Source organism: Neobacillus niacini, from assembly GCF_031457145.1.
GTDB lineage: Bacteria > Bacillota > Bacilli > Bacillales > Cytobacillaceae > Neobacillus > Neobacillus niacini_J.
The window spans coordinates 20722-45755 of record NZ_JAVDVZ010000005.1 but is presented as its reverse complement, the minus strand read 5'-3'; the positions used below and the strand labels follow the sequence as shown (position 1 = coordinate 45755).

Below are 25034 nucleotides of genomic sequence, written 5' to 3'. Positions count from 1 at the left end.
ATAACGAGACTTTTGGTGGTTTATTTTAATAAGGTAAAAGTTTCATAGTTACCACTTTTTCGTTTTTTCTTGGTTTACGGTCATCATGAGCACTTCATGGTTACCGTTTTTTCTTTTTAGAATTATCAACTACAGATTTACCTTTATTAACTTTGACTTTCTCAAAAAAGAGTTGTACCTGAATTTGTTTTTCATCTATTTGTGTAATACTTGACACTTTCCCTTTGCGCCCTTTAACTACTACATCTTCACCTACTATCGGAACTTTGTTAAGAAGTTGACTCAGAAGGACATTTTTGTTTTCAAGAAAATGGACAACAAACATTTTGGTCTCTCCATTCATATGGATTGGAATCTCAATATAAAATATTGTAATATCCATGGTTTTAGACCAGGGGCGACGGTTAAATTCCGAAAAACTCCCTATTATTTTTTTCGTGCCATTCCACTTGACCGAAAATTTTCTTTTTTGTTTTTTGGGGTAAGTGGCGGCCCCCCACTTGACCGAAAACTCTCCTTTTTATTTTTTGGTGCACATGGCGGCTCCCCACTTGACCGAAAACTCTCCTTTTTATTTTTTGGTGCACATGGCGGCTCCCCACTTAACCGAAAACTTTCCTTTTTTTTTTGGTGCACATGGCGGCTCCCCACTTGACCGAAAACTTTCCTTTTTATTTTTTTGGTGCACATGGCGGCTCCCCACTTGACCGAAAACTCTCTTTTTTATTTTTTGGTGCACATGGCGGCTCCCCACTTGACCGAAAACTCCCCTTTTTATTTTTTGGAGCACATGGCGGCTCCCCACTTGACCGAAAACTCTCTTTTTTATTTTTTGGTGCACATGGCGGCTCCCCACTTGACCGAAAACTCTCCTTTTTATTTTTTGGAGCACATGGCGGCTTCCCACTTGACCGAAAACTCTCTTTTTTATTTTTTGGTGCACATGGCGCTCCCCACTTGACCGAAAACTCTCTTTTTTATTTTTTGGAGCACATGGCGCCCGTAAGCTCCTCTTACACGCATACAAATTGACACACGGCTCTACATTTGCCAAAATATACAGAAGAAAACACCGCTCTCACAGTGAAAGCAGTGTTTTCTATGGCCTTTATAGACTCTTTCTCAATCTTTCTTAATCCTTCTTAGCGGGACGATTAAGTAAATTGATGAAAGGGTTTATTTTTTTGCTACTGGCTGCTGTGCAGGGAAGTAGCTGTTAATAGCATGATCCTTTTTCTTATCGTTTACAGATTCAGCTTGTACAGCTGTTTTCGCTTTTTCAATCTCGGAAGTAAGCTCTTCGATGCTCACACCTTTTTTCACTAACTCTTCAGTTGCAAGGCGAATGGCATTGTTAGATTGTACAACTGATTCTCGTAATGAATCCATTGAACCTTGTGGGTTATGGAATCCTGAAGAGTTTTCAGCAGCAATAATATCCCAGAACCATTGACCTTTACGGACAAATTCTTGTGCCTGCTTGATTTTGTCTGGGCTGACTCCGGAAGTAATCATCTTATTAATATAATAGTGAGCTGAAGTAGAGATGTCCTGTGCTTCATGTAATGCATTTACGGTTGCATCTTGGATTTCAGTAACACGATCTTTTAATTTGTCTAAATCACGGTCACCATGGCATTGTCCACAAGCTGTGTCCATTGTTTTAAGTGGTGAAGTCCAATAGTGTGAAGTAATCTTTCTTTTTCCATCTACACGCTCATATGGCATATGACAGTCAGCACAAGATACATTTGCTTTACCATGTGTGCCGCTAGCATGTGTTTCAAATTCTGGGTGCTGTGCTTTTAGCATTGGTGCACCTGAAATATTGTGAACCCAATCCTTTTCAAAGCCATTTTCTTTGGCAATTGTATTATAATATTCATACATATCAGCTGGTTTGAAGCCATTATCCCATGGGAAGGTTACTTCGCTGTTATTAGCTGCAAAGTGATACTCAACATGGCACTGTCCACAAACATAGCTGCGCATATCGTTTTTCGTTGGGTTTGAATAATCAACACCTTTTGCTTCTAAAGCTTTGTAAAAGCTTGGGCGGGTAACGCGCAAATCCATTGTTTCCGGATCATGACAGTCAGAACAGCCGATTGGCGAGTGTCCCATTGCTTCCCCTTTTGGCCAAATTTCTTGTCTGAAATTAGCTCCCCAATAGTCGTCGCCCATTTCTTCAATCATTTGCGGAACAGCAGTTGATTTACATGTATAACATGAACCAACTGATTTATCGTTAATCCGTTTAACATCTTTAATATCCTCAAGTGCATAAACGTGTCCGCGGTCTTCATTATACTCTGTTGCAAAACCATAGCCGTTAAATAGAACTGGCAGCAATGGTTCCTTATCAGGGTCATACTTACTGCGCTTTACTGAACCATTGTATTTGGTATCTTCCATTTTTTCATTTTTCTTGTAGCTATTATATTGAAGCGGAAATAATTCTTTAAATGCTTCGTTGCTTATTTCATCCTTAGAAAGGCCTGTTGTTCCCTTCACTTCCTTAGCACTTGCTGTTTTTTCGCTTTTCTCCTCACTGGAATTACTGCAGCCAGTAATGACGAGCACAAATACTAGTAGAAGGAGGTATGCCCCATAACGGAACCTATTCATTCTTAAAATCCTCCCTTATTTTTTAATAAATCGCCAGACTTTGGTGCCTGGTCATAGGTATCATCCTTAAAGTCTTTTCCATGTGGTACTGTCTTATGACATGACATACAGTTATCTTTCGCATCATGTGAGACATTACCAATCGTACTCTTATGACAATCAGCACAGTTTTGATTAATTACCCTCATTGTGCGCGACGTCGCATAAATTCTATCCGGAATGTCTTCAGTACCTAAGGTGTTATAATAGATATGAGTCATCCCAGCACGGCCTTTAAAAAATAGTTTTCCTACCTCATTCTCATGCGGCAAATGACAGTCATTGCACTGCAATTCAGCATGAGTGGAATCGACGAATGAGGTATACACCGACTTCATCGTGTGGCAGTTTTGACAAAACCCTGGTGAGTCTAAGTAAGCCATTGTTTTAACTGTGCCCAATGAAAAGAGTACACCAGCGATAAGTGCCCCTAAAAGCAATACCCTTTTATCGATTGCCCACAATTTTTTAAATCCTTTCTTTAACATCCTTTCACCTCCCATAATATTTAGATCAATCTTTCTCTACTATTTATTGAATAAAGCACAATTTGCACTCTATTGCCGCAAGGAATGGTCTTGCATTGTTAGTTCTTTTTTCGGTTTCTTTTTATAAACAAAGTAATGGCACCTGCAAAAAGCAATCCTACTCCACTGACTGCTGCGATGGAAAGAACACTAGATGCTTTATTATTTTCTACTTTTTCAACAGGCTGTTGTTCTTGCTTCTCCATTAGCTCAACTGTAGTTTTTGTTTCAGTTCGGTCATAAAAAAGTTTGAAACTTTTCTCTTCTCCAGCTTTCAATCCTTGAAAGTTGTAGGAGTAAATCCCTTCTTCATCAGCGTGCGTTTTTTTCTCTTCAGGTGCTGGATTAAGTTCGATATTTTCCGCTTGGAGGGGCTGAATGAATGAAACATTGAATAAGCCAACATCCGTGAAGCTCTTAAATTGAAATGCAACTGATTTCTTTTCTTTTTCAACGATTATCGTATCTGTATAAAATTCTACAACGAATTTATAAACATCATTTGGTTGGATTTCTTCGCTTGTTGTCCAGGAAATGGTTCCTTTTTCTTGGTCGATTATGTATTCAATTTCATACACCTTCGATAAGTCACTGGAATAATCCGCAACATAGCCAATTCGAAAGTTCTTATCCCCCATAGGCAACGGCAATTCTATTTGCCCTTTTTGCGGCTGGTCCGATTGATTAAGCATTGTTCCTTGGTAACCAATTAATAATGGGGGATGTTCTTTGTTGACATCATTTGGATGGTAAGTAAATTCTGGCATGACTTTTATTGAAAGTTCCTGCATATTCAGGATGTTTTCGTTTTCTTCTGCTGTCGTAATGGCAGGGTTTAATAGGAGCAGTAAACAAAAGATAAAACATAATCTTTTCATCATTTTTCCTTCCTTTCAAGTTGTGAATTTATTGTGAATTCATTCACAATAAATTCCAAAAAAAATATATTTATTATCAGGCTTTGTGTTTTATTTATTATTGATAGCTGAAATTCATACTTTATTTATCCCATGTTAACTAAGCTCATTCTGTGACCAAAATCACAAAAAGTTATATAGTTATTTCTAATTTGTGAACTGCAATTTTACCTTATTTTCACCGTGTCTTTAGGGTTTTTCATATAAAAAACCTTCAACCAAAGTTGAAGGTTTCCTGAGATTTATTAAGATGATTGATTTTATTCTTGGTGAAACTTCGACTTCACCGGCTGACCGCCAGATTTTTCATATTTCTTTTTCGATTGTTTAACAAGATCAACATCCTGACCAAGCTCAAGATCTTGATTGTTAACACCATTTCTTGTTTTTTGTTCTGGGTTATTTTGTTTTGAACGTTTTTTCAAGATAGGCTTCCTCCTGTATAAGTCTGTCCTTCTAAAATCAAAGTATTTTGAAGCTGCTGAATTTGCAGTCTCATACGATGGAGTTGATCCCGCTGCTGGGAATTCGCACTATGGGCCATCTTCGCTATATCTTGATAGGTCTGTTCAAGATCCTGTAAGGCCTTCGTATAATCATCATTATTATATTGCTCTTGAAGGCTGCTTTCTTCAAATTGTTCTTTCGCATAGCGAATTGTATCCTCACACTGCTGCATTAATGCGTCCATTGAAGCACGTGTAGCCATCTAAGGACCCCCTTCTTTTTTGTGACACACTCCCTCATAGAAGCAAAGTGCTTCATGTCTTATTTTGTTCTCTCTCCTTTTTCCTATTACAACGAACGATAGATAATTACTGGTAAACAATACAGTTGGATAAGCCTATATTTTCATGTTAAAATTTAGTTTATGTTTGAAAATATAAAGGAGGTTGCTGAATTGACTCAGACCAACCCTTTTCCATATGCTACTGACGATAAACGTTATCATACTTGGAATTATCATTTACGCCAGGAATTTGGCCATAAAGTTTTTAAAGTTGCTTTAGATGGCGGTTTCGACTGCCCAAACCGTGATGGTACCGTCGCACACGGAGGTTGTACGTTTTGCAGCGCTGCTGGTTCTGGCGATTTTGCCGGCGACCGGACAGACGATTTAGAGACACAATTCCTTGAAATAAAGGAAAAAATGCATACGAAATGGAAAGATGGCAAGTATATGGCCTACTTCCAAGCCTATACAAATACCCATGCACCTGTTGAGGTTCTCCGTGAAAAATTTGAGAAGGTGCTCAAACAAGAAGGAGTAGTCGGATTATCGATTGCCACTCGTCCCGATTGCCTGCCTGATGACGTCGTAGAATACTTAGCTGAATTAAATCAAAGGACTTATTTATGGGTCGAGCTCGGCTTACAGACAGTCCATGAACGTACTGCATTATTAATTAATCGTGCTCATGATTTTCAATGTTATGTAGAAGGTGTAAATAAGCTAAGAAAACATGGAATTCGAATATGCTCGCATATTATTAATGGATTACCGCTTGAATCCTATGAAATGATGATGGAAACAGCTAGAGAAGTGGCAAAACTCGATGTACAAGGAATAAAAATTCACTTGCTTCATTTACTAAAAGGTACACCTATGGTGAAACAGTATGAAAAAGGAATGCTTGATTTTCTCTCCCAAGAGGACTATGTAAATTTAGTATGTGATCAATTAGAAATTTTACCGCCGGAAATGATTGTTCATCGCATTACTGGTGATGGACCGATTGACTTAATGGTTGGACCTATGTGGAGTGTCAATAAGTGGGAAGTACTAAATGCGATAGATGCAGAGCTAAAAAGAAGAGACAGCTATCAAGGGAAATTTTATCAAAATAGCACAGTGGAGGCTTAGAAATGAAGCTTGATCGAATACTCCCCTTTGCAAAGAAATTACTTGAAAACGCAGTTACCAGTCGTGATGTAGTTGTTGACGCTACAGTAGGGAATGGTCATGACACTTTATTTCTCGCAAATCTTGTTGGTGAAAATGGCAAAGTGTATGGATTTGATGTACAAGAGGACGCCATTCGTACCAGTAGAGAAAGACTAACCCAGCACGGAATTGCAGACCGGGTGACCATCTTTCATGCTGGTCACGAATTGCTGTCCAACTTAATTCCTGTTGAGCAACACGGAAAAATAAGTGCGGCCATCTTTAACTTAGGTTATTTACCAGGCAGTGATAAATCCATTGTTACAAAACCAAAGACGACCATCTCAGCCATTGAACAATTACTTGAGATTATGACCCCTGAAGGTGTAATCATTCTTGTGATTTACCATGGTCATGATGAGGGAGCACTCGAACGTGACGCTTTGTTGAGCTACTGTCAGGAAATTGATCAAAAAAAAGCGCATGTGCTGCAGTACCGATTTATGAATCAACAAAACAATCCACCTTTTATTGTTGCAATTGAAAAGAGATAAACTTGAATATAAAGGGGTGATACATATTATTCAATATGTATCACCCCTTTACTTCTTAATCCTTCTTTGGTTGAAACGGGTCAAATGGGGATGGCGTTATTGTCGATGATTGATAAAGCAATTCAGATACCGTTACACATTTATAACCATTCAGGGACAAAAATTCCATAATGCTTTCTAATGCTTTAACCGTCTGAGATGTTTTACCACCTCCACTGCCTATCCAATCATGGAGTAGAATGATATTACCTGGTTGAACACTCTTCGTAATATGTCTTGAGATTTTATTGGCTCCCGGTTTTTTCCAATCTTCTGGATCTTGATGCCAAGACCATAAAATCACCATTTTCCCATTTTTTATAGCTGTATTAATAATTACATCATTATACAACCCGCCTACTGGCCGATAAAGTGTAGGTTTATCTCCAGTGATTTGCTGAATAATTTTATCCGTTTTCTCTAATTCGGCTGTTAATGTAGCAGATGTTAAATTCCGACTATATATATGTTTATTCGTATGATTAGCAATTTCGTGTCCCTCTTTTTTTATCCTTTGTAAAACATCAGGATATAATTCAACTTTATTCCCTACTACAAAAAAGGTTGCTTTTGCATGGTATTTAGCTAAGATATCAAGTATTTGAGGGGTAAAAAGGGGATGAGGTCCATCATCAAAGGTGATGGACACCATTTTTTCCTTCGTATTTACTTCCCAAATTACCTTTCCTGTTTTTTCATACGCTTCACGACTATCAGTGAAAGCGTATACATCACTTGTGTAGAATAAACAAGTGAATAAGAGAATGGTTAACATCCAAATTTTCCGCAAAATCATACACTCCTCAAAAGGACATAAGAGTTACTTCATTCTTTATCCTTATTATTATATTTCATTAGACTTATTTTTATTAAATAGGTCCTTCATTAATCAACTTATAATCTGGAATATATTTTTAAGAATAAGCATCAATCGTTTTAACAAACTAAAATTGTACGATAATTTTAGGAGGTTATAAAGATGAAATGGAAAACTCTTATGGTTTCTGCTGCATTTTCATCATTGCTACTCACCGCATGCGGAACAACTAATAATAACGCAAACAAAACGGCATTGAGAAATCAGGATCATAATAACTTTAAAAACGTAAACTACAATACAAATCGCGGCTATGATCGAACTAACGTAAATTACAATACAAATCGTGATTTTAATCGAACTAACGTAAACTATAATACAAATCGTGACTATGATCGTTATAACGTAAACCGGAATGTTACCAATGTTAATAACAAAAATAATCGGATCGCTGTAGCTGATGAAGCTGCAGAAAAAATTGTTTCTATGCGCGAAGTGGAACATGCAAATGTCCTTGTGACAGATCATAATGCATATGTAGCAGCCAGATTAGCAAATGATACTGGGAATCGGCTTGAAAGAGATGTCGAGAGAAAAATAGCTGATGTCGTAAAGTCAACGGATCGAAATATTAACAATGTATATGTATCAGTAAATCCTGACTTCTATACCAGAACGACTTCATATGCAAATGATATTCGAAACGGTCATCCAGTTGCGGGATTTTTTGATGAATTTAATACAATAGTAAGACGAACCTTCCCGACTGCACGATAAATAATTTTCAACGAACGACCCACTTAAAAAACGGTCAGCCAGAAAATATTTCTGGCTGACCGTTTTATTTTACGATAGGTCTAGTGAAAAGAGTGGGAATCCATTTCTGTACGGATCTGTAAGCAATACAGTTGATATAAAAGAAATAGCTGATAATACCACCTGTCTTAATCATTTCTTTTGCTAATTTCCGTATTTTCTTCTGCTTGCGAACCTTCCCGTCAGATAAATAAATTCCTAACAAACCACGGTTAATTAACTGATGAAATTTTTTATGTGGCAGGAACTCAGTATGTCGGTCTGCCTCATGGACAAAGTGCTTTAAACGATTAAAAAGAGTTTCTTGATTGTCATAATAAAAGCAGAAATTCAAGTCGCCGCCTTCTCGGTCTTCTTCTTGATCGATAAAATAATCCAACAAAATATGGAGACCTTGTATGTACGGAAAATATCCTTTCATGATATTTTCTGCATCCTTTGCTTGAAAATCCGCTCTCATCGCATAAGAAACGAGACAAAATATCCCCAAGGTTGAGCCAGAGCAAGCAGAAAATTCGTACCATTCCATTTCAGGAAGATTGTCTTGATAATTCTCGAACCATTTTTCCAATCTAGGTACACGTTCTTCCTGAATAACATGCTTGTGTATTTGCAGGCTACAGTAGTATTCACAGAGTTCTAATAAGTAGTCTTTGATTAAATGGTAATGTTCCAATTCTCTTAAGACTGATCTGCATGTGGCGGCCAAATCTTTTAAATAATCCCCATCGTTCTGATCTTCACGAAACCTGTAATAATTTTTGGGCTTAGCCTCTAAAGTAAGTGCATCGTGCATGGATTCATGGAGGGCAGCAAAATCCTTGGGATCAAGCGATGTGCTCCGGTCACACAAATTATCCAAGTAATCACTAATTGTTTGATAGGCGACAATAAATTTAACCGCCTTTTTATAATCATCATTCGCAGTAAGAGCTAAAATAGCTCCACCTTCACAGTGAAACGTTTTATGCTCAATACTCGCCAGAGCTTGCGTTCTAAGCTCTTCATTAGGGATACTTTCTGCTCGGGACCTCCAATAACCCAATTCTTGATGAACAGCTGGAATAATTTTACTATATACCTTCGACATGAGTTTGATTGGCATCATGGAGAATTATCTATCCCTTCTTAAAGGCTCTTTTCTTATACTTTGTTTCTTTTTGAAACAAAATTTATGTTTGTGATGAAGTTTTCACAGAAACCAGTAAATATATAATAAGAAAAGAGCCTGCAAACTAAATTCAAAGCTTAATAAATACTAATTTCACGTTAAAATCGGCTTTAAGATTTTAACAGCTATTCTTAAAAACAGTCCAGTTAAACAATATAACCTATTGCTTTTAATTGGCTGGTGACAAAATCCTTCGCGTACTCAAATACATCTTCCCGTTCTGGTTCATTAAAAATTTCATGATAAAGCTTGGGCCATTCCTTAAATCTTTTTTCTGATAAAGGTGCATGGTTGAACCAATTCTTAACAGGAGCCTTTTTAACAATCTTTTCATCACCTGCTTGCATAACAAGCATCGGCACATCCTTTGTACCTTCAATCGATAGAAATGCCTCCTTCATAGCACCTGCTAATTCACGGTACCATCTAATTGAGACTTTTGTGATATAGAGAGTATCATTTTCATCTGCAGCAATGACATCCTGGTTTCTCGTTGCCATATCAACGGTTAAGCCTGAATTCATTTTTAGTGATGGAAAAACAACATTAAGTCCATGTGAAAGTAAATCCAAGAATTTTGGTGGAGCATGAACTAAACCTAGGCATGGGGAGGAGAGAATGACTCCTGCTAAGTTCAATTGTTCTTCCTGCAGCAGACGTATAGCTATTAAGCCTCCCATACTATGGCCTAGTAAAAAAACTGGCAGTTTATAACGATAGGCTGCTTTAATCCAATCCTTCACTTCTATTAAGTACTCTTCGAAGGAATCTATATGGCCCCTGCGGGATCTTGTTGTCATACCCTGACCAGGAAGGTCACCCATAATGACATGAAATCCAGACCTGCGCCACATTTCGATGAGCCAGCCGTAACGACGATGATGTTCCATTGCACCGTGAACCATCACAATTACAGCCTTTGCTTCCCCTTCTGCTTCCCACTTCCACATCGTTTTTCCCCCTAGAAAAATATCCTATTTAGTATAATATTAGAATGAATATGAATTTCAGTCAAAAAGGAGAGACTCAAGTGATATACCCATACAAAGGAAAATATCCAAAAATTGCAGACTCTGCATTTATTGCAGACTTCACCACCATTACAGGTGATGTTGAAATTGGCGATAAATCAAGCGTTTGGTTCAATTCCGTCATTAGAGGAGATGTTGCACCAACTATTATCGGCAAAAAGGTTAATATCCAAGACAACTCCGTTCTGCACCAAAGTCCGAACAATCCATTGATTCTGGAGGATGAAGTTACCGTTGGTCATCAGGTTATTCTTCACAGCTGTATTATTCGTAAAAAGGCATTAATCGGCATGGGTTCCATCATTCTAGACCAAGCTGAAATCGGAGAAGGCGCTTTTATCGGTGCAGGAAGCCTCGTACCACAAGGCAAAAAGATTCCACCTAATACATTAGCATTTGGCAGACCCGCAAAAGTTATTAGAGAATTAAATGAACATGACATAAGTGAAATGAACAGAATTTATACAGAATATGCAGAGAAAGCCCAGTATTATAAATCCTTACAAAAATAGAAATATAAAAAGCACCCATACATCTTTCTTTATGGGTGCTAAAATATTAATTCTTCATTGTCTGTAATTCTTTTTGTCCGAAAAAGGAGTATTTCCCCTCTACATAAACCTGATGCCAAATCATGAAAATGAGAACCGTCCAGATTTTACGGCTGTTATCTGTTTTACCTTGGCAGTGGTCTTCTAGAAGGTTTAACACAAAAGCCTTATTGATTAAATGATCCGTGCAACTTTCGCGAATTATCGTTTTTGCCCAGTCATTCATTTCATTTTTCAACCAGTGGCGAATTGGAACAGGGAAGCCCAGTTTCTTACGGGTTAGCACATGATCCGGAACGATTCCTTCCGCTGCTTTTCGCAAGATATATTTGGTTGTACCATTAGCCGTTTTTAAGCTGGTTGGAATTTTCGACGCTATTTCAAAAACCTCTTTATCCAAAAATGGAACACGGAGCTCAAGGGAATGAGCCATGGTCACTCTATCTGCTTTCAATAAGATATCCCCGCGCATCCATGTATGAATATCAACGTATTGCATCCGGTCAACAGGATCATAACTTCTTGTTTCTGCATAGAGTGGTTTGGTGATATCCATGTGGTTTAAACCTTCACGGTATACAGAAAGCAGTTGTCTCTTTTCTGTCTCCGTGAACATTTTGGCATTGCCAATATAACGTTCTTCCATAGGAGTAACTCCACGTTCAATAAAGCTCTTCCCTTTCATACCCTCAGGCATCATGTTGGCAATCCCTTTTAATAAGACTTTACCTACTCGCGGGATTTTATTAAACACCTCTAAATCTTGCGGTTCACGATAAATATTGTAGCCGCCGAATAACTCATCTGCACCTTCACCTGAAAGAACAACGGTAACATGCTTTCTCGCCTCCCGAGCCACAAAGTACAAAGGGATAGCAGCTGGATCTGCAAGCGGGTCATCCATATGCCAGATGATTTTCGGCAGTTCATTCATGTATTCCTGCGGTGTAATCACATAGCTAATGTTTTCTAACCCTAGCTTATCTGCTGTTTCTTTTGCTACATCGATTTCACTAAAACCCTGGTGCTCGAAACCAACAGAAAACGTCTTAATCGCTGGGTGAAATTGTTTGGCAATCGATGCAATAATCGAAGAATCGATTCCGCCTGAAAGAAAAGAACCAACTGGCACATCGCTTCTCATATGCATTTTAACCGAATCAATTAACACATCTTGTATTTCTTTAATAAAATTAGACTCTGATTTTTGTATTGGGTTAAAATGTGCTTTCCAATACCTTTTGATTTCCATTGGAGAGCCTATCTTCTTCGTATAATAATGTCCTGGCTCTAACTTATGAATGCCTTTAGACATCGTGCTAGGCTCTGGGACAAACTGATAGGTTAGATAGTGCTGAAGTGAATCATAGTCCAAAACATCATTTTCAAGGGCTAACAGGATACTCTTTTTCTCGGAAGCAAAGAACGTTCTCTCTCCATCGACAAAATAAAAGTACGGTTTAATCCCGAATGGGTCTCTTGCACCAAATAGGGTTTGTTCTTGTTTATCCCAAATCGTAAAGGCAAACATTCCCCGCAGTCTTTCTACAGCCTTTTCTTTCAAATGGCTATAAAGAGCAATAATAACCTCTGTATCAGAGTTTGTCGCGAACTGTAAGCCTTCTTTGAGCAATTCTTCACGAAGTTCTACGTAGTTATAAACCTCACCATTAAAAATAATCCAATACCGTTCATTTTCATACGTTAATGGCTGGTGTCCACTTTCAATATCAATAATACTTAAGCGGCGAAAACCAAATTGAATATGGTCATCATAGAAAAAACCTTCATCATCTGGTCCACGATGGGTTATAATATCGTTCATATTTTTGAATAGTTGTTTTTGATCATCACGATAGTTTTGTTCCTTGTCGTGTACACAACCAATAAAACCACACATTATGTACCTCACCTACTCCAATCTAAATATCCAAACTTAAAAACATACTCTCCTATCCTACCACTTTTCAATTAAAAATGGCAGTGTGAAAGGTAGGAAAATTCAGGTACCAAACAGTTTTCACATAATTAGTTTGGCTTAAACTTAGACGTTAATATAGCAAAGGGAGTTACATATTAAATGTAACTCCCCTACTTTTTTAAACCTTAGCTTGTTGACGCAATGAGTCTGCTTTATCTGTACGCTCCCAAGGAAGGTCAACATCTGTACGGCCAAAATGGCCATATGCAGCTGTTTGTTTATAAATTGGGCGACGAAGGTCTAGCATCTTAATGATTCCAGCTGGACGGAGGTCAAAGTTTTTACCTACAAGGTCCACTAAAACATCTTCACTTACTTTACCAGTATCAAAAGTATCAACAGCAATTGAAACTGGTCTAGCTACACCAATTGCATAGGCAAGCTGTACTTCAACCTTATCAGCAAGTCCTGCTGCAACAATATTCTTCGCAACATAACGAGCTGCGTAAGCCGCAGAACGGTCCACTTTTGTTGGATCCTTACCAGAAAATGCCCCACCACCATGACGTGCATAACCGCCATAGGTATCTACAATAATTTTGCGTCCTGTTAAACCTGCATCCCCTTGAGGACCGCCAATAACGAAACGACCGGTTGGGTTTATAAAGTATTTTGTATTTTCATCGATTAATTCCTTAGGTACCACTGGATTAATAACATATTCCTTCAAGTTACGTTGGATTTGCTCTAATGTTACTTCGGGATTATGTTGGGTTGAAATGACAATCGTATCAATACGGACAGGCTTGTCATTTTCATCATACTCAACCGTTACTTGCGTTTTACCATCTGGTCGAAGGTATTCAAGTACTTTATCTTTACGTACTTCTGTTAATTTGCGAGCTAGCTTGTGTGCTAGTGAAATCGGAAGAGGCATAAGCTCCTTTGTTTCATTACAAGCAAACCCGAACATTAAACCTTGGTCTCCTGCTCCAATTGCTTCAATTTCTTCATCAGACATAAGTCCTTCACGTGCCTCAAGTGCCTTATCAACACCCATTGCGATGTCAGGACTTTGTTCACCAATGGAGGTTAATACTGCACAGGTCTCGGAATCAAAGCCAAACTTAGCACGATCGTATCCGATACCTTTAACCGTTTCACGAACAATTTTTGGAATATCAACGTATGTAGATGTAGTAATTTCACCTGCAACTAAGACTAAACCAGTGGTAACAGATGTTTCAGCTGCAACCCGAGCATTTGCATCCTTTGCTAAAATTGCATCTAAAATCGAATCAGAAATTTGATCACAGATTTTATCTGGATGACCTTCGGTTACTGATTCAGAAGTAAACAAACGACGTTTTGTTGACATCTGATTTCCTCCTCTATTATGAGATAAATCAAGGGTTCATATGAAGGTTACAGGTATACTTCTTTGAACCACTGACATTGATACGGTACTCATACCCTTAGTATGAAATAAACAAAGGATTTTTATTAGCAACTCTTTTGATAAAAGGTCTCGTACATTGCAAAAAACCTTACCTCATGAGTAAAGGTTGTTCCGGTCCTTTCACTCTTATCGTTCAAGGTCAAAGCCTTGCGTCAGATTAGCACCTTCGCACTTGAGAATAGAACTGATTAAAGGTTCATTTCTCATAAAGCAGGTTGCTGGGTTTCATAGGGCCTGTCCCTCCACCAGCTCAGGATAAGAGAGTATCCGTTCAAATTATCATCTTACTTGAATATATCGAACAAAGTCAATGAATTTTTTAGCAAATTAAGGATAATTGCATCAAATTTTCCCACCATTAAATCACTGGAATTAATACAACCTAAATTCACCAATTAGTATAGACTATTAATTTTAATGTGTTATACTATTTACAAATAATTTGAATATTAAAAACTTGAAAAGGAAGGGTCCCTGAGATGAATTCTGTTGATATCCCAAATGAGTTAGGCCAATTGTTGGAAGAAAGTAATGTGCACATTCAATTGTCTGTACCCCAATTAGTGGAAAAGGTCTTATCTAGGAATGAGGGCAAATTAACCTCCACTGGTGCTATAAGTGTATCGACAGGTAAATATACAGGCCGTTCCCCACTAGACAAATTCATTGTCATGGAAGATTCAATCAAGGATAAAATTGATTGGGGTCATTTAAATCAGCCAATTTCAGAGGATGTTTTTAATAACCTCTATCATAAAGTTTTGGAATACTTAAAACAAAAAAATGAACTATTTGTTTTTAAAGGATTTGCTGGAGCAGATAAAAAAACACAATTGCCGATTCAAATTGTGAATGAATATGCTTGGCATAATTTATTTGCTCATCAACTGTTCATTCGACCTAGTGAAGAAGAGCTGCTGACACACGCAGCTGGTTTCACGATTATTTCTGCTCCCAATTTCAAAGCAAATCCTATTGTTGATGGTACAAAGTCTGAAACTTTTATTATCATTTCTTTTGAACAAAGGACAATATTAATAGGTGGAACTGAATATGCTGGTGAAATGAAAAAGGCAATCTTTTCGATTATGAATTACCTATTACCTGAAAATAATATTTTCTCGATGCATTGTTCTGCAAACGTGGGAGTTGAAGGTGATGTCGCACTGTTCTTTGGTCTTTCTGGTACAGGTAAGACTACTTTATCGGCAGATCCAAATCGCCGCTTAATCGGCGATGATGAGCACGGTTGGTCATCCACTGGTGTCTTTAATATTGAAGGCGGCTGTTATGCGAAAACCATTAATCTTTCAAGGGAAAAAGAACCACAAATTTTTGATGCCATCCATTTTGGCTCTGTACTTGAAAATGTTGCACTTAATCCCGAAACGAGAATAGCCGATTATGATGATTCATCCTTAACTGAAAATACTCGAGCTGCTTATCCCATTCATGCAATTGATAATGTGATTCTGCCAAGTATTGCTGGTCACCCTAATACAATTGTCTTTTTAACAGCTGATGCATTTGGTGTATTGCCGCCAATCTCAAAATTATCAAGAGAGCAAGCGATGTATCATTTCTTGAGCGGTTATACATCCAAGCTTGCAGGAACAGAGCGTGGTGTAACGTCTCCAGAGGCAACCTTCTCCACTTGCTTTGGTGCGCCATTCCTTCCATTACCTGCAACACGATACGCAGAAATGCTAGGTGAAAAAATTCTTGAGCATAATGCAACGGTCTTTCTAGTGAATACTGGCTGGACTGGCGGAGAATATGGAGCCGGCAGCCGCATGAAGCTTTCCTATACAAGAGCAATGGTGCAGGCTGCACTTGAAGGGGAACTAAACCATGTAGAAACAGTTACGGATGACATTTTTGGCCTGAATATCCCGCTTCACATTGCTGGAGTTCCTGATGAGGTATTGCAGCCAAGCAAAACATGGGCAAACCCACAAGCTTATGATCAGAAAGCAAAAGAATTAGCTACGAAATTCCGTGAAAACTTTAAAAAATTCACCAATGTCCAGGCTGAAATTGAAGATAAAGGCGGACCAATTGCATAAATGTAAGAAAGCCCTTATCTGGTGATAAGGGCTTTTCATTAGTTCGTTGAATTTAATGAAATTAATTGATAGGTGATCCAGGTGCTGTTATTTTGCCATTCAACCTTTTTAATAACTCCTGTTCCATTCGTATCACTTTCAATTGTTTTTCTAACATCAATAGGGATATCAATTGGATAAAGTCGATAGCCTTCTTTTTCTAATACGAAAAGATTTTCTTCTACCCTTTTTTCATGGCCTTTTGTTACAATCATCGTATTTAACTCAAAAGGCATACCCATATGACCCGCTCCTCTGCATTGGACTTATCTTTATTTTATCATCTTTTGATTTGAGATTTCATCCACTTCGATAAATCCCTCACGATTTTTCTATTGGTCACGGGGGGAAAGTAATGAGTAAAATCAGTAAAATACCAGCCCTCCACCGGCTTATTTAACATTTTAAGTCTTCTTTCAAGTCTGTAAGCATGCTCCACTGATACATTTTGGTCATTTACTCCATGAATGATCAAAACAGGTTGGGTAAGATTTTCAAGTTCATATAGTGGGGTACGTGCTTCATATCTTTCTGGATATTTTCCTGGTGTACCGCCAATTACTCTTTTCAGCATCTTCCTCAAGTCTTTTCTCTCTTCGTATGTTAAGAACATGTCCGATACCCCGCCCCAAGTGACAATCGAAGCTGCCTCAGGAAATTGAAGTCCGGTCATAAGTGCCATTACACCGCCACGGGAAAAACCAAATATATGGATAGCTCCTACCCCAGGCAAGGATTTTAAGAGCAGATAGGCTGCATAGGCGTCCTCCCTATCCTCTCCAGCAAAATCCTCATTCCCTTCCCCGCCTTGATTCCCGCGATAGTAAGGAGCAAATACAATAAATCCTTCAGAAGCAAACTGAGCGATTCTGGCTGGTCTAACCATTCCAACGTTTTTAATTCCCCCTCGTAAATATAAAAAGCCATCATAGTTCCCCTTTATTTTCGGTTCCGCCAGCATCCCTTTAACTCTCAATCCATTTGAAAGATAGGTAATCACCCTTAGTTCCACATTAGGATTGGGTGACGGGAAGCGATGAACCTCGATAATCACTCCATTTTGTTTGTTCATCTTTACATTTCACCTTTCAAATTTTATAAAAATATACGACTAGGCATTCACACATTTTGTTCCCCTTCATACGATACATTAGGCCAACAGCCCAGATTTTTTAATGTAAAAAGGAGGTTTTGGTGTGAAAAAATGGATGAAATTTAGTCTCTCCACTCTTCTAATTGTGATTCTTATGTTTTCGATAACTGCTTGTACTACTACTGATAAGACCGATACGGAGAAAATTGAAAAGGTTCGGTTAGTAGAAGTTACCCGCTCCATCTTCTATGCACCTGAATATGTTGCCATTGCCAAAGGATTTTTTAAAGAAGAGGGCTTAGATGTTGAATTGTCTACAGCCTTTGGTGGCGACAAAACCATGACAGCCCTGCTTTCAAATGGCGCAGATATAGCCCTGGTCGGCTCCGAGACATCTATTTATGTTTATGCTCAAGGTTCCAATGATCCGGTTATTAACTTTGCACAACTTACCCAAACAGATGGCACTTTCCTTGTTTCCAGAGAAAAAATTGATAATTTCTCATGGGATCAATTAAAAGGATCGACGTTCTTAGGACAGCGTACTGGCGGCATGCCGCAGATGGTTGGAGAATTCGTTCTTAAAAAACATGGCATTGATCCACATCAAGATTTAACATTGATTCAAAATATTGACTTCGCAAATATCCCTAGTGCGTTTGCCTCAGGAACGGGCGACTTCGTTCAATTATTTGAACCACAAGCGAGTATTTTTGAAAAAGAAGGAAAAGGACATATTATTGCTTCCTTCGGTACTGAATCAGGTCATGTACCATATACAACCTTCATGGCCAAAGATAGTTATATGAAGGAAAACCAAGATATCGTAGAAAAATTCACAAGAGCCATTTATAAGGCACAGCAATGGGTCGATACACATAATTCTGACGAAGTAGCTGAGGCGATTGAATCCTATTTCCCTGATACTGACATAGAATTGATCAGCACAGTGGTTGACCGTTATAAAGAGCAAGGTTCTTTCGCAACAGACCCAATCCTTGATAAGGATGAATGGAACAATCTCCAGGACATTATGGACGAAGCTGGTGAACTACCACAAGAAGTAGAACATAAAACACTTGTTAATACAGAAATTGCTGAAAAAGTTAAAGAAGAATAATTAAATTGGGAGGCCGTCTAAATGAGTTTCTTAGCCATCAAGGATGTTCATCATACTTATTTCACTAAAGCCTCTGCAACCACGGCCCTCTCCGAAATTACTATCCAAGTTGAGGAAGGAGAGTTTGTTTCCTTCCTCGGCCCTAGCGGCTGTGGGAAAACAACTTTACTTTCCATCATTGCCGGGTTGATAAAACCAACCCAAGGAACTATTTTACTTGAGAACAAACCACTTTCAGGTATAAAAAATCAAATCGGCTACATGCTTCAGCAGGATTACTTGTTCCCTTGGAAAACAATTGAAGAAAATATCCTCCTTGGCCTAAAATTATCGAAACAATTGAATGATACGACCAAATTAGCTGCTCTAGACCTTTTAAAGCAAATGGGGTTAAGCGGAATTGAAAAGCAGCTGCCAAAGCAGCTATCAGGCGGCATGAGACAGCGGGCTGCTCTAGTAAGAACGCTGGCAACTGAACCTAAGCTTCTAATGCTTGATGAACCTTTTTCAGCTCTAGACTATCAAACTAAGTTAAAGCTTGAAGATTTAGTTTCAAAAACATTGGATACATTCGGAAAAACAGCCATCCTGGTCACACATGATATCGGCGAAGCTATTGCCATGAGTGATCGGGTTGTGCTCTTTTCCCCAAGTCCGGGCAGAATTCATAAGGTATTTGAAATGCCAGGAGAACTAAAGCAATTGTCACCTTTTAATGCTAGAAATCATGAGGCGTTTTCTAGTATCTTTCAGACAATATGGAAGGAGTTGGATTCACTTGAACCAAGGGAAGAATAACGTGAACCTGCTCCATAAAAATTTTTTACATTCACGAACGATTGAAAAAAGATGGGTCCGTTTTTATCAATTGCTAATATTTTTACTCTTTTTTTCTGGCTGGGAATTTTCAAGTCAACAAAGGTGGATAGATCCCTTACTTTTCAGTTCTCCCTCAAAGATTTGGGTTTTATTTCTTAAAAAAATCCAAGACGGTAGTTTATTATCCAACCTTAGTGTGACCTTAACAGAAACTATTTTTGGTTTCATTCTAGGTACTTTGCTTGGAACGCTATTAGCCGCTTTACTATGGTGGTCACCGATGTTTTCAAAAATCATTGACCCATACCTTGTCGTCTTAAATGCAATGCCAAAGGTGGCATTAGGACCCATCTTAATCGTTGCCCTTGGACCTGGTTATCCTTCGATTATTGCTATGGGTGCAATCATCTCAATCATTATTACCACCATTGTCGTCTATACCTCGTTTAAAGAAGTAGACCCTAACTATTTAAAGGTACTGCAAACATTCGGTGCGACCCGTTTTCAGTGTTTTAAGGAAGCCATCCTGCCTGCCAGTTTTCCAACGATCATTTCTACTCTAAAGGTAAATGTTGGATTATCATGGGTTGGCGTTATTGTTGGAGAATTCTTAGTTTCCTCTAAGGGACTAGGGTACTTCATTATTTACGGTTTCCAAGTATTTAATTTTACCCTAGTCTTTTTATCATTGATGGTGATTGCCGTCGTTGCCACGATTATGTATCAGCTTGTTGAGCTATTAGAGAAAAAACTTATCAAGGAATAGCGGCTTAATTTAGATTTGTCGCTATTCTTTTTCATTTTGAAGCTTATAAATATGTTTAATACACTCTTGAATCACTTCATCCTTCATAATGAAACTGTATTCCCCACCAAACCGCAGCCGTAAAATATCGCCTTTCACTACAACAGGTCCATTGGTTTCGTAATAGTTATTTGTGTTATCGATGGTTTTTATTTTGCCCCAAAAAACCGCCTTCACAAATGAATTTTTTTTGTTTGTTACTCTATATTCCCCTATCTGCAACAGTTCGTCGATTATCGCACCTGTTTCCTCATAAACTTCACGGTGAGCAGCCTCTATTAATGATTCCCCTTGTTCCACCTTTCCCCCTGGAAATTCTAAACCTCGAACTTTATGATTGGTTAAATACCAAGCTTCCTTCAACTGACAAATGACCAGCACATGCTTTGCCTTCTGCTGAAAAGCATTGGTCGTAAGCGCTAACTCTACCTTGTTCCCAAATTCATCTAAAAATTCTTTCATTTCTGTTCTCCCCTTGCAGCCTATATTGCATTTATTATAATCGAAAAAAAGGAAAATCCCCATAATAAACAGGACTTCCCTTTTTTACTCATCTCATATTAGGTAAAATATTCATCGATTCAATATGACTTTTTGCTTCATTATTACCAAGTTTGTAAATCATTCCATACACCTGCTCAATCGTATTGTCATACGCATCATTTTCACGATCATAATGATATTGAACATAAGGAACGTGGGCTCTAAAGAAGTTTTTCCATTCTGTTGAATAGTTTTGATCAAACAACTCTCTTAACTGCGTGATTTCCTCATCATTTGCTTGAATTTTAAAGCTCCAAGTTGAAGCTGTTGAACTTTGGGATATTTGTCCATGCCCAACATCTATATAATAAGTCTTTTTTTGCTCATCCATTATGTCATCCCCTTACTGATAGTATTTAAAATTTCCCACAATCCAATAAAATTTATTCTTTTTCAAATTTCGACTAATTTTTTAGCATTGAATGATGTATAATTGTCATAATATTAAGAAAATGGATTTTCACCATTTCTTACTAACTTTTGCTACAGCTATAGAGGATATTTTTCATCATAAGGGGAATTGAATAAGTAAGGATAAAATTTTTAAAATTCTATGGAGGTGAACGAAGATGAGGTTAGTCGATGAATTATTTCAAATGTATCGAGACAAGCTGACTGGTGATGAAGAAGATATTGATATGTTAGCATTCGCCTTCTTAGAAGAGATGTCACATGAAGACCTTCTACATTTGATTCAAGAAATGGATAAACAAGAATTATACGATTTAATGGGTTTATATTTAATTGAGAGCTTAAAAGGAAAATTTGCGCAAGAAGAGTACGGCCAACGCACCCATACTTACTATCCAAGGAATATTCATTGATATTTACATACCACAGGAATGAAGGAACTGCTGACTGCAGTTTCTTTTTTAGTTAAAAAAATATCAAACCATGCTAAAATATGATGATAAAGGGAGGGTAAAAACATGTATACGATATTTGTCGTAAGCATTATTATCATCATCGTTGTTCTATTGCTTGCAGTCCTGACTACATCAAAAGCTTATTCCTATAAACATACAGTAGATCCTATTGATGATAATCCTTATTTAGAAAACGAAAAAATAGAAAATGGAGAAAAAAAGCAATAAAAGAAATTCCTATTCATGACGAATAGGAATTTCTTTTGTTTTATATTAAGCAAAAACCTGTTTTAAGTCTTCTTTACTTTGCTCAAGCCAAAAACGCATTAAACGTTTTGCTCCCTCTAAATCATGAAGCTTCGCTTGACCGCATTGTCTTTCGTTTGCAGCTGGAATTTCAGTAATTTCAACTGCCTCCTTCATGGTATCTTCTAGAAGGTCAATGATTTCTTCAACGGTCGGCTCACCACTGACAACTAAATAGTAGCCTGTTTGGCATCCCATTGGTGAAATATCGATAATATCAAAATGGTTATATTTTTCAACATGCGCTCGAAGATTGAAAGCAAGCAAATGTTCTAATGTATGAATGACATCAGGCTTCATAGCCTGTTTATTCGGCTGGCAAAAGCGGATATCATACTTATTAACAATACCGTCACTTCCTACCTTATGGACACCACAATGTCTCACATAAGGGGCTTTAACCGCATTATGATCTAAATCAAAGCTTTCTACTGAAGGCATAAATCTCCACTCCTTTTTAACATCTAAATTTATCATACTATAAATTCCGAGTTTTTTCATCCACTTAGGTAAGGCTCTTTTCTAAAACGTAGTTGCTTTTTGGAACAAAATATAATAAGAAAAGAGCCTGCAAACTAAATTCAAAAGCACAAAATAGCTATTTCCACGTTAAAATCGGCTTTAAGATTTTAACAACAATCTTTACAAAAATAGCCTAAGTATAATTAGCAATTTAGACGTTTTTTTCTATATATGGTATCTTTTAAGTAATCTGTACCAAGGGAGTGCCCCGATGTTTAAAAAGATTTTTATCTCAATTATTCGTTTTTATCAAGTTGTGATTTCTCCCATTAAACCCCCAAGCTGTCGGTTTTATCCTACCTGTTCCCATTATGGGTTAGAAGCCGTCCAACGGTTTGGAGCATTAAAGGGAGGCTGGTTAACACTTAAGAGAATTCTAAAATGTCATCCCTTTCATCCAGGTGGAATCGATCCGGTCCCAGAAAAAAAAGAGATTTAACGCTGATAACCATCAACAACAAGATCAAGCTTTCCAGTTTTAGGGTCAATCACGAGCCCGTGTACAGGAACACCAGCTGGCATTAGTGGATGATTTTTGATTACCTCCACACTGTGCTCTACACTTTCGGTGACATTATCGAAACCATGAAGCCATTTTTTTATATTAATGCCGGAATATGTAAGGGTATCAATGGTTTCTTCTGTTACCCCTCGGTTCTTCATACTTTCTATTACCGGTTCAGCCTTCAATCCGCTCATACCACAATCGTAGTGAGCGACTACGAGGACTTCCTCTGCCTGCAGCTGGTAAACTGCGATAAGAATACTTCTCATGATACTTCCAAATGGATGTGACACTAGTGCCCCGGCATTTTTAATGGTCTTTACGTCCCCATTTCCTAAGTTCATAGCCTTTGGCAGTAATTCCAATAATCTTGTATCCATACAAGTTAGAATCACTGTACGTTTATTTGGGAATTTCGTTGTTTCATACTTCTCATATTCACGACTTTCAACAAACTTTTGGTTATAATCAAGGATTTCATTTAATAATCTAGTTTCATTCACAATTATCCCACCTCTCTTTTGTCTATACTTAGAATACATAAAAAGTACAGGATGTATCAATATTTTGCTTGCAATTAAGACATTTTTTTTGTAAGATACATAAGGAAATCGGAATCGTTCCGTATTATACATTTTTTCTTAATACTAAAAATTTTTCCAATTTAAATCGTAATAACTCCGGTTTATAAAAATTTAAAGGAGCACTTATGAAAAAAATTATACTTTTTCCTATATTTATTTTACTAGTAAGTTTGGTAATGACTGCTTGCAGTAAAGAAAATGGTCAAACGCAAAAAGAAAAAGATCAGTTATCCATCTATACAACAGTATTCCCTCTTCAATATTTTACTGAGCGAATTGGTGGCAAATTCGTTAGTGTAAAGACAATTTATCCACCAGGTGCAGATGAGCATACATTTGAACCATCTCAGAAGGATATGATAAAACTGGCCGATTCTGATTTATTTTTCTACATTGGTTTAGGATTAGAAGGCTTTGTGGAAAAAGCAAAAGGTACATTAAAAAATGAAAATGTCTCTCTGATTTCAACTGCCGAGAATTTGATTTTAGATCCTGCTGAAGAACATGGAGACCATGAAGAAGAAGATCATGGTCATGGAGATTTTAATCCCCATGTCTGGCTCGACCCAATCTATTCCAAGGAAATGGCGGCTGTTATTAGAGATTCTTTAATTGAAAAAATGCCTCAGAATAAAGAGGATTTCGATCAAAATTATCAACAGCTTGCAAATGAATTAGATGAATTAAATTCAGAATTTGAAACGACCATTCAAAATGCTAAATATAAAAATATCATTGTCACTCATGCTGCCTTCAGTTATTGGGAGCAAAGATATGGCATAGAGGAAATCAGTATTTCCGGACTCTCTACTGCCAATGAACCAACCCAAAGAGAATTAGAAAAAATTATTTCATTAGCTGATAAACAAGGGTTTCATTATATCCTATTTGAACAAAACGTCCAATCAAAATTAGCAGAGATTGTCCAAAAGGAAATTGGAGCACGGGCTTTACCGGTCCATAATTTAGGGATTCTGACAAAAGAAAATATTAAGGATAACGAAACATACTTTTCCCTTATGAAGCAGAACTTAGAATCACTAAAGACAGCCCTAAACGATTAGGCAATCGTTACCTGTTACTTACAGGGATGATACAGGGTAAAAAATCAAATGCTATTTCTGTATTACGAATTATACGAAGGAGTGATACGAATGGCACAGGATGTTTTATGTGAAGTTAATAACTGCTCATATTGGGCAAAGGGAAACAAATGCAGTGCTGAGAGTATATATGTTGTCAGCCACAAAGGAAAAACAGCTGATAACAGTCAAGAAACAGATTGTAAAACCTTTGAAGCGTCGGATATATAGAAAATAAATAACCAGACATTTTGTCTGGTTTATTTATTTTTAGGCAGTGTTCACTTAACTGTTACTTTTCCCTCTCCATTTGAAACGCCCTACTTGCC

At 37.6% G+C, this 25034-nt stretch carries 31 protein-coding genes and 1 riboswitch; of the genes, 14 read left to right on the top strand and 17 right to left on the bottom strand.

From position 1 onward, the window contains the following. Positions 1-100: 100 nt before the first annotated feature. A complete protein-coding gene (locus J2Y03_RS13760; RefSeq protein ID WP_310195029.1) occupies positions 101-325 on the bottom strand; it encodes a hypothetical protein in 225 nt (74 codons plus the stop codon). Between the two features lie 326 nt (positions 326-651). Between J2Y03_RS13760 and J2Y03_RS13755 the strand changes: the two genes are divergently transcribed. Next, a complete protein-coding gene (locus J2Y03_RS13755; protein WP_310195028.1) occupies positions 652-1032 on the top strand; it encodes a hypothetical protein in 381 nt (126 codons plus the stop codon). 144 nt (positions 1033-1176) lie between these two features. Here the strand turns inward: J2Y03_RS13755 and J2Y03_RS13750 are convergent, their stop codons facing one another. The 5 genes from J2Y03_RS13750 to J2Y03_RS13730 form a co-directional block, all read right to left on the bottom strand. Continuing rightward, complete coding sequence (locus tag J2Y03_RS13750) at positions 1177-2628, bottom strand: ammonia-forming cytochrome c nitrite reductase subunit c552 (RefSeq protein WP_310195026.1); 1452 nt, start codon at positions 2626-2628, stop codon at positions 1177-1179. 2 nt (positions 2629-2630) lie between these two features. Then, positions 2631-3155 (bottom strand): NapC/NirT family cytochrome c, encoded by a 525-nt coding sequence (locus J2Y03_RS13745; RefSeq protein WP_132093364.1) that lies wholly within the window; start codon positions 3153-3155, stop codon positions 2631-2633. A 98-nt stretch (positions 3156-3253) separates the two neighbouring features. Next, positions 3254-4072 carry a hypothetical protein gene (locus J2Y03_RS13740; protein WP_310195022.1) on the bottom strand — a complete coding sequence of 273 codons (819 nt, stop codon included), beginning with the start codon at positions 4070-4072 and terminating at the stop codon, positions 3254-3256. 299 nt (positions 4073-4371) lie between these two features. Continuing rightward, positions 4372-4536 carry a glycogen biosynthesis protein GlgD gene (locus J2Y03_RS13735; RefSeq protein WP_132093370.1) on the bottom strand — a complete coding sequence of 55 codons (165 nt, stop codon included), beginning with the start codon at positions 4534-4536 and terminating at the stop codon, positions 4372-4374. Beyond that, entirely contained in the window at positions 4533-4820 is a 288-nt protein-coding gene (locus J2Y03_RS13730; RefSeq protein WP_090759364.1) for a YtzC family protein, read from the bottom strand. The genes J2Y03_RS13735 and J2Y03_RS13730 overlap by 4 nt, the downstream gene beginning before the upstream one ends. Before the next feature lie 192 nt (positions 4821-5012). On the opposite strand from J2Y03_RS13730, the gene mnmL reads away from it, so the two are divergent. Continuing rightward, positions 5013-5975, top strand: a complete 963-nt coding sequence (gene mnmL / locus J2Y03_RS13725; RefSeq protein ID WP_132093373.1) for a tRNA modification radical SAM protein MnmL/YtqA — start codon at positions 5013-5015, stop codon at positions 5973-5975. Between the two features lie 2 nt (positions 5976-5977). After that, positions 5978-6550: a tRNA 5-(aminomethyl)-2-thiouridylate-methyltransferase MnmM gene (gene mnmM / locus J2Y03_RS13720; protein WP_310195017.1), complete on the top strand. Its 573-nt coding sequence runs from the start codon at positions 5978-5980 to the stop codon at positions 6548-6550. Between the two features lie 55 nt (positions 6551-6605). Here mnmM and J2Y03_RS13715 read toward each other — a convergent pair whose 3' ends face one another. Continuing rightward, positions 6606-7379, bottom strand: coding sequence for a polysaccharide deacetylase family protein (locus J2Y03_RS13715; protein WP_396954210.1), 774 nt, complete (start codon positions 7377-7379; stop codon positions 6606-6608). A 189-nt stretch (positions 7380-7568) separates the two neighbouring features. Here J2Y03_RS13715 and J2Y03_RS13710 point away from each other — a divergent pair, with 189 nt between their 5' ends. Continuing rightward, the gene (locus J2Y03_RS13710; RefSeq protein WP_310195014.1) at positions 7569-8183 is read left to right on the top strand and encodes a YhcN/YlaJ family sporulation lipoprotein; all 615 of its coding nucleotides are present in this window, start codon (positions 7569-7571) and stop codon (positions 8181-8183) included. Positions 8184-8247: 64 nt separating this feature from the next. Here the strand turns inward: J2Y03_RS13710 and J2Y03_RS13705 are convergent, their stop codons facing one another. Together J2Y03_RS13705 and J2Y03_RS13700 are read right to left on the bottom strand one after the other, a co-directional pair. Then, on the bottom strand, positions 8248-9330 hold the full coding sequence (locus J2Y03_RS13705; protein WP_310195010.1) for a tetraprenyl-beta-curcumene synthase family protein: 1083 nt from the start codon (positions 9328-9330) through the stop codon (positions 8248-8250). Positions 9331-9539: 209 nt separating this feature from the next. Then, entirely contained in the window at positions 9540-10343 is an 804-nt protein-coding gene (locus J2Y03_RS13700; RefSeq protein ID WP_310195008.1) for an alpha/beta hydrolase, read from the bottom strand. A gap of 80 nt (positions 10344-10423) precedes the next feature. Here J2Y03_RS13700 and J2Y03_RS13695 point away from each other — a divergent pair, with 80 nt between their 5' ends. Next, positions 10424-10936 (top strand): gamma carbonic anhydrase, encoded by a 513-nt coding sequence (locus J2Y03_RS13695; protein ID WP_310195006.1) that lies wholly within the window; start codon positions 10424-10426, stop codon positions 10934-10936. 46 nt (positions 10937-10982) lie between these two features. On the opposite strand, the gene asnB is transcribed toward J2Y03_RS13695, so the two are convergent. Then, positions 10983-12875: an asparagine synthase (glutamine-hydrolyzing) gene (asnB, locus tag J2Y03_RS13690; RefSeq protein ID WP_310195005.1), complete on the bottom strand. Its 1893-nt coding sequence runs from the start codon at positions 12873-12875 to the stop codon at positions 10983-10985. Between the two features lie 199 nt (positions 12876-13074). Further along, positions 13075-14274, bottom strand: coding sequence for a methionine adenosyltransferase (gene metK, locus J2Y03_RS13685; protein ID WP_310195004.1), 1200 nt, complete (start codon positions 14272-14274; stop codon positions 13075-13077). 204 nt (positions 14275-14478) lie between these two features. Continuing rightward, positions 14479-14617: riboswitch (SAM riboswitch) on the bottom strand. Positions 14618-14834: 217 nt separating this feature from the next. Here metK and pckA point away from each other — a divergent pair. Then, positions 14835-16421 (top strand): phosphoenolpyruvate carboxykinase (ATP), encoded by a 1587-nt coding sequence (gene pckA / locus J2Y03_RS13680; protein WP_310195002.1) that lies wholly within the window; start codon positions 14835-14837, stop codon positions 16419-16421. A 38-nt stretch (positions 16422-16459) separates the two neighbouring features. Here pckA and J2Y03_RS13675 read toward each other — a convergent pair whose 3' ends face one another. Together J2Y03_RS13675 and J2Y03_RS13670 are read right to left on the bottom strand one after the other, a co-directional pair. Then, positions 16460-16702, bottom strand: coding sequence for a DUF2584 domain-containing protein (locus J2Y03_RS13675; RefSeq protein ID WP_132093400.1), 243 nt, complete (start codon positions 16700-16702; stop codon positions 16460-16462). A gap of 38 nt (positions 16703-16740) precedes the next feature. Continuing rightward, the gene (locus J2Y03_RS13670; RefSeq protein ID WP_310194999.1) at positions 16741-17532 is read right to left on the bottom strand and encodes an alpha/beta hydrolase family protein; all 792 of its coding nucleotides are present in this window, start codon (positions 17530-17532) and stop codon (positions 16741-16743) included. Between the two features lie 124 nt (positions 17533-17656). Here J2Y03_RS13670 and J2Y03_RS13665 point away from each other — a divergent pair, with 124 nt between their 5' ends. From J2Y03_RS13665 to J2Y03_RS13655, 3 genes are read left to right on the top strand one after another with little or no spacing between them, the layout of a single operon-like run. Beyond that, a complete protein-coding gene (locus J2Y03_RS13665) occupies positions 17657-18673 on the top strand; it encodes an ABC transporter substrate-binding protein (RefSeq protein WP_310194997.1) in 1017 nt (338 codons plus the stop codon). Positions 18674-18694: 21 nt separating this feature from the next. Further along, the gene (locus J2Y03_RS13660) at positions 18695-19471 is read left to right on the top strand and encodes an ABC transporter ATP-binding protein (protein ID WP_310194996.1); all 777 of its coding nucleotides are present in this window, start codon (positions 18695-18697) and stop codon (positions 19469-19471) included. After that, the gene (locus tag J2Y03_RS13655) at positions 19452-20258 is read left to right on the top strand and encodes an ABC transporter permease (RefSeq protein ID WP_310194994.1); all 807 of its coding nucleotides are present in this window, start codon (positions 19452-19454) and stop codon (positions 20256-20258) included. Before J2Y03_RS13660 ends, J2Y03_RS13655 begins: the two co-directional genes overlap by 20 nt. A gap of 21 nt (positions 20259-20279) precedes the next feature. Here the strand turns inward: J2Y03_RS13655 and ytkD are convergent, their stop codons facing one another. Both ytkD and J2Y03_RS13645 read right to left on the bottom strand, forming a co-directional pair. After that, positions 20280-20759 (bottom strand): RNA deprotection pyrophosphohydrolase, encoded by a 480-nt coding sequence (gene ytkD, locus J2Y03_RS13650; RefSeq protein WP_310194993.1) that lies wholly within the window; start codon positions 20757-20759, stop codon positions 20280-20282. A gap of 88 nt (positions 20760-20847) precedes the next feature. Beyond that, entirely contained in the window at positions 20848-21171 is a 324-nt protein-coding gene (locus J2Y03_RS13645; protein ID WP_310194991.1) for a hydrolase, read from the bottom strand. A 238-nt stretch (positions 21172-21409) separates the two neighbouring features. Here J2Y03_RS13645 and J2Y03_RS13640 point away from each other — a divergent pair, with 238 nt between their 5' ends. Next, a complete protein-coding gene (locus J2Y03_RS13640) occupies positions 21410-21664 on the top strand; it encodes a DUF6154 family protein (RefSeq protein WP_132093418.1) in 255 nt (84 codons plus the stop codon). Between the two features lie 105 nt (positions 21665-21769). After that, complete coding sequence (ytzI, locus tag J2Y03_RS13635) at positions 21770-21934, top strand: YtzI protein (RefSeq protein WP_310194988.1); 165 nt, start codon at positions 21770-21772, stop codon at positions 21932-21934. A 45-nt stretch (positions 21935-21979) separates the two neighbouring features. On the opposite strand, the gene J2Y03_RS13630 is transcribed toward ytzI, so the two are convergent. Further along, positions 21980-22453: an S-ribosylhomocysteine lyase gene (locus J2Y03_RS13630; RefSeq protein ID WP_132093422.1), complete on the bottom strand. Its 474-nt coding sequence runs from the start codon at positions 22451-22453 to the stop codon at positions 21980-21982. A gap of 292 nt (positions 22454-22745) precedes the next feature. Between J2Y03_RS13630 and yidD the strand changes: the two genes are divergently transcribed. Further along, on the top strand, positions 22746-22973 hold the full coding sequence (gene yidD / locus J2Y03_RS13625) for a membrane protein insertion efficiency factor YidD (protein WP_310194984.1): 228 nt from the start codon (positions 22746-22748) through the stop codon (positions 22971-22973). Here yidD and J2Y03_RS13620 read toward each other — a convergent pair. Continuing rightward, positions 22970-23542 (bottom strand): beta-class carbonic anhydrase, encoded by a 573-nt coding sequence (locus J2Y03_RS13620; RefSeq protein ID WP_310194981.1) that lies wholly within the window; start codon positions 23540-23542, stop codon positions 22970-22972. The genes yidD and J2Y03_RS13620 overlap by 4 nt on opposite strands. Before the next feature lie 206 nt (positions 23543-23748). Here J2Y03_RS13620 and J2Y03_RS13615 point away from each other — a divergent pair, with 206 nt between their 5' ends. Both J2Y03_RS13615 and J2Y03_RS13610 read left to right on the top strand, forming a co-directional pair. Next, positions 23749-24687 carry a metal ABC transporter solute-binding protein, Zn/Mn family gene (locus J2Y03_RS13615; protein WP_310194979.1) on the top strand — a complete coding sequence of 313 codons (939 nt, stop codon included), beginning with the start codon at positions 23749-23751 and terminating at the stop codon, positions 24685-24687. A 90-nt stretch (positions 24688-24777) separates the two neighbouring features. Beyond that, entirely contained in the window at positions 24778-24936 is a 159-nt protein-coding gene (locus J2Y03_RS13610) for a DUF1540 domain-containing protein (RefSeq protein ID WP_132093432.1), read from the top strand. Positions 24937-25034: the final 98 nt, after the last annotated feature.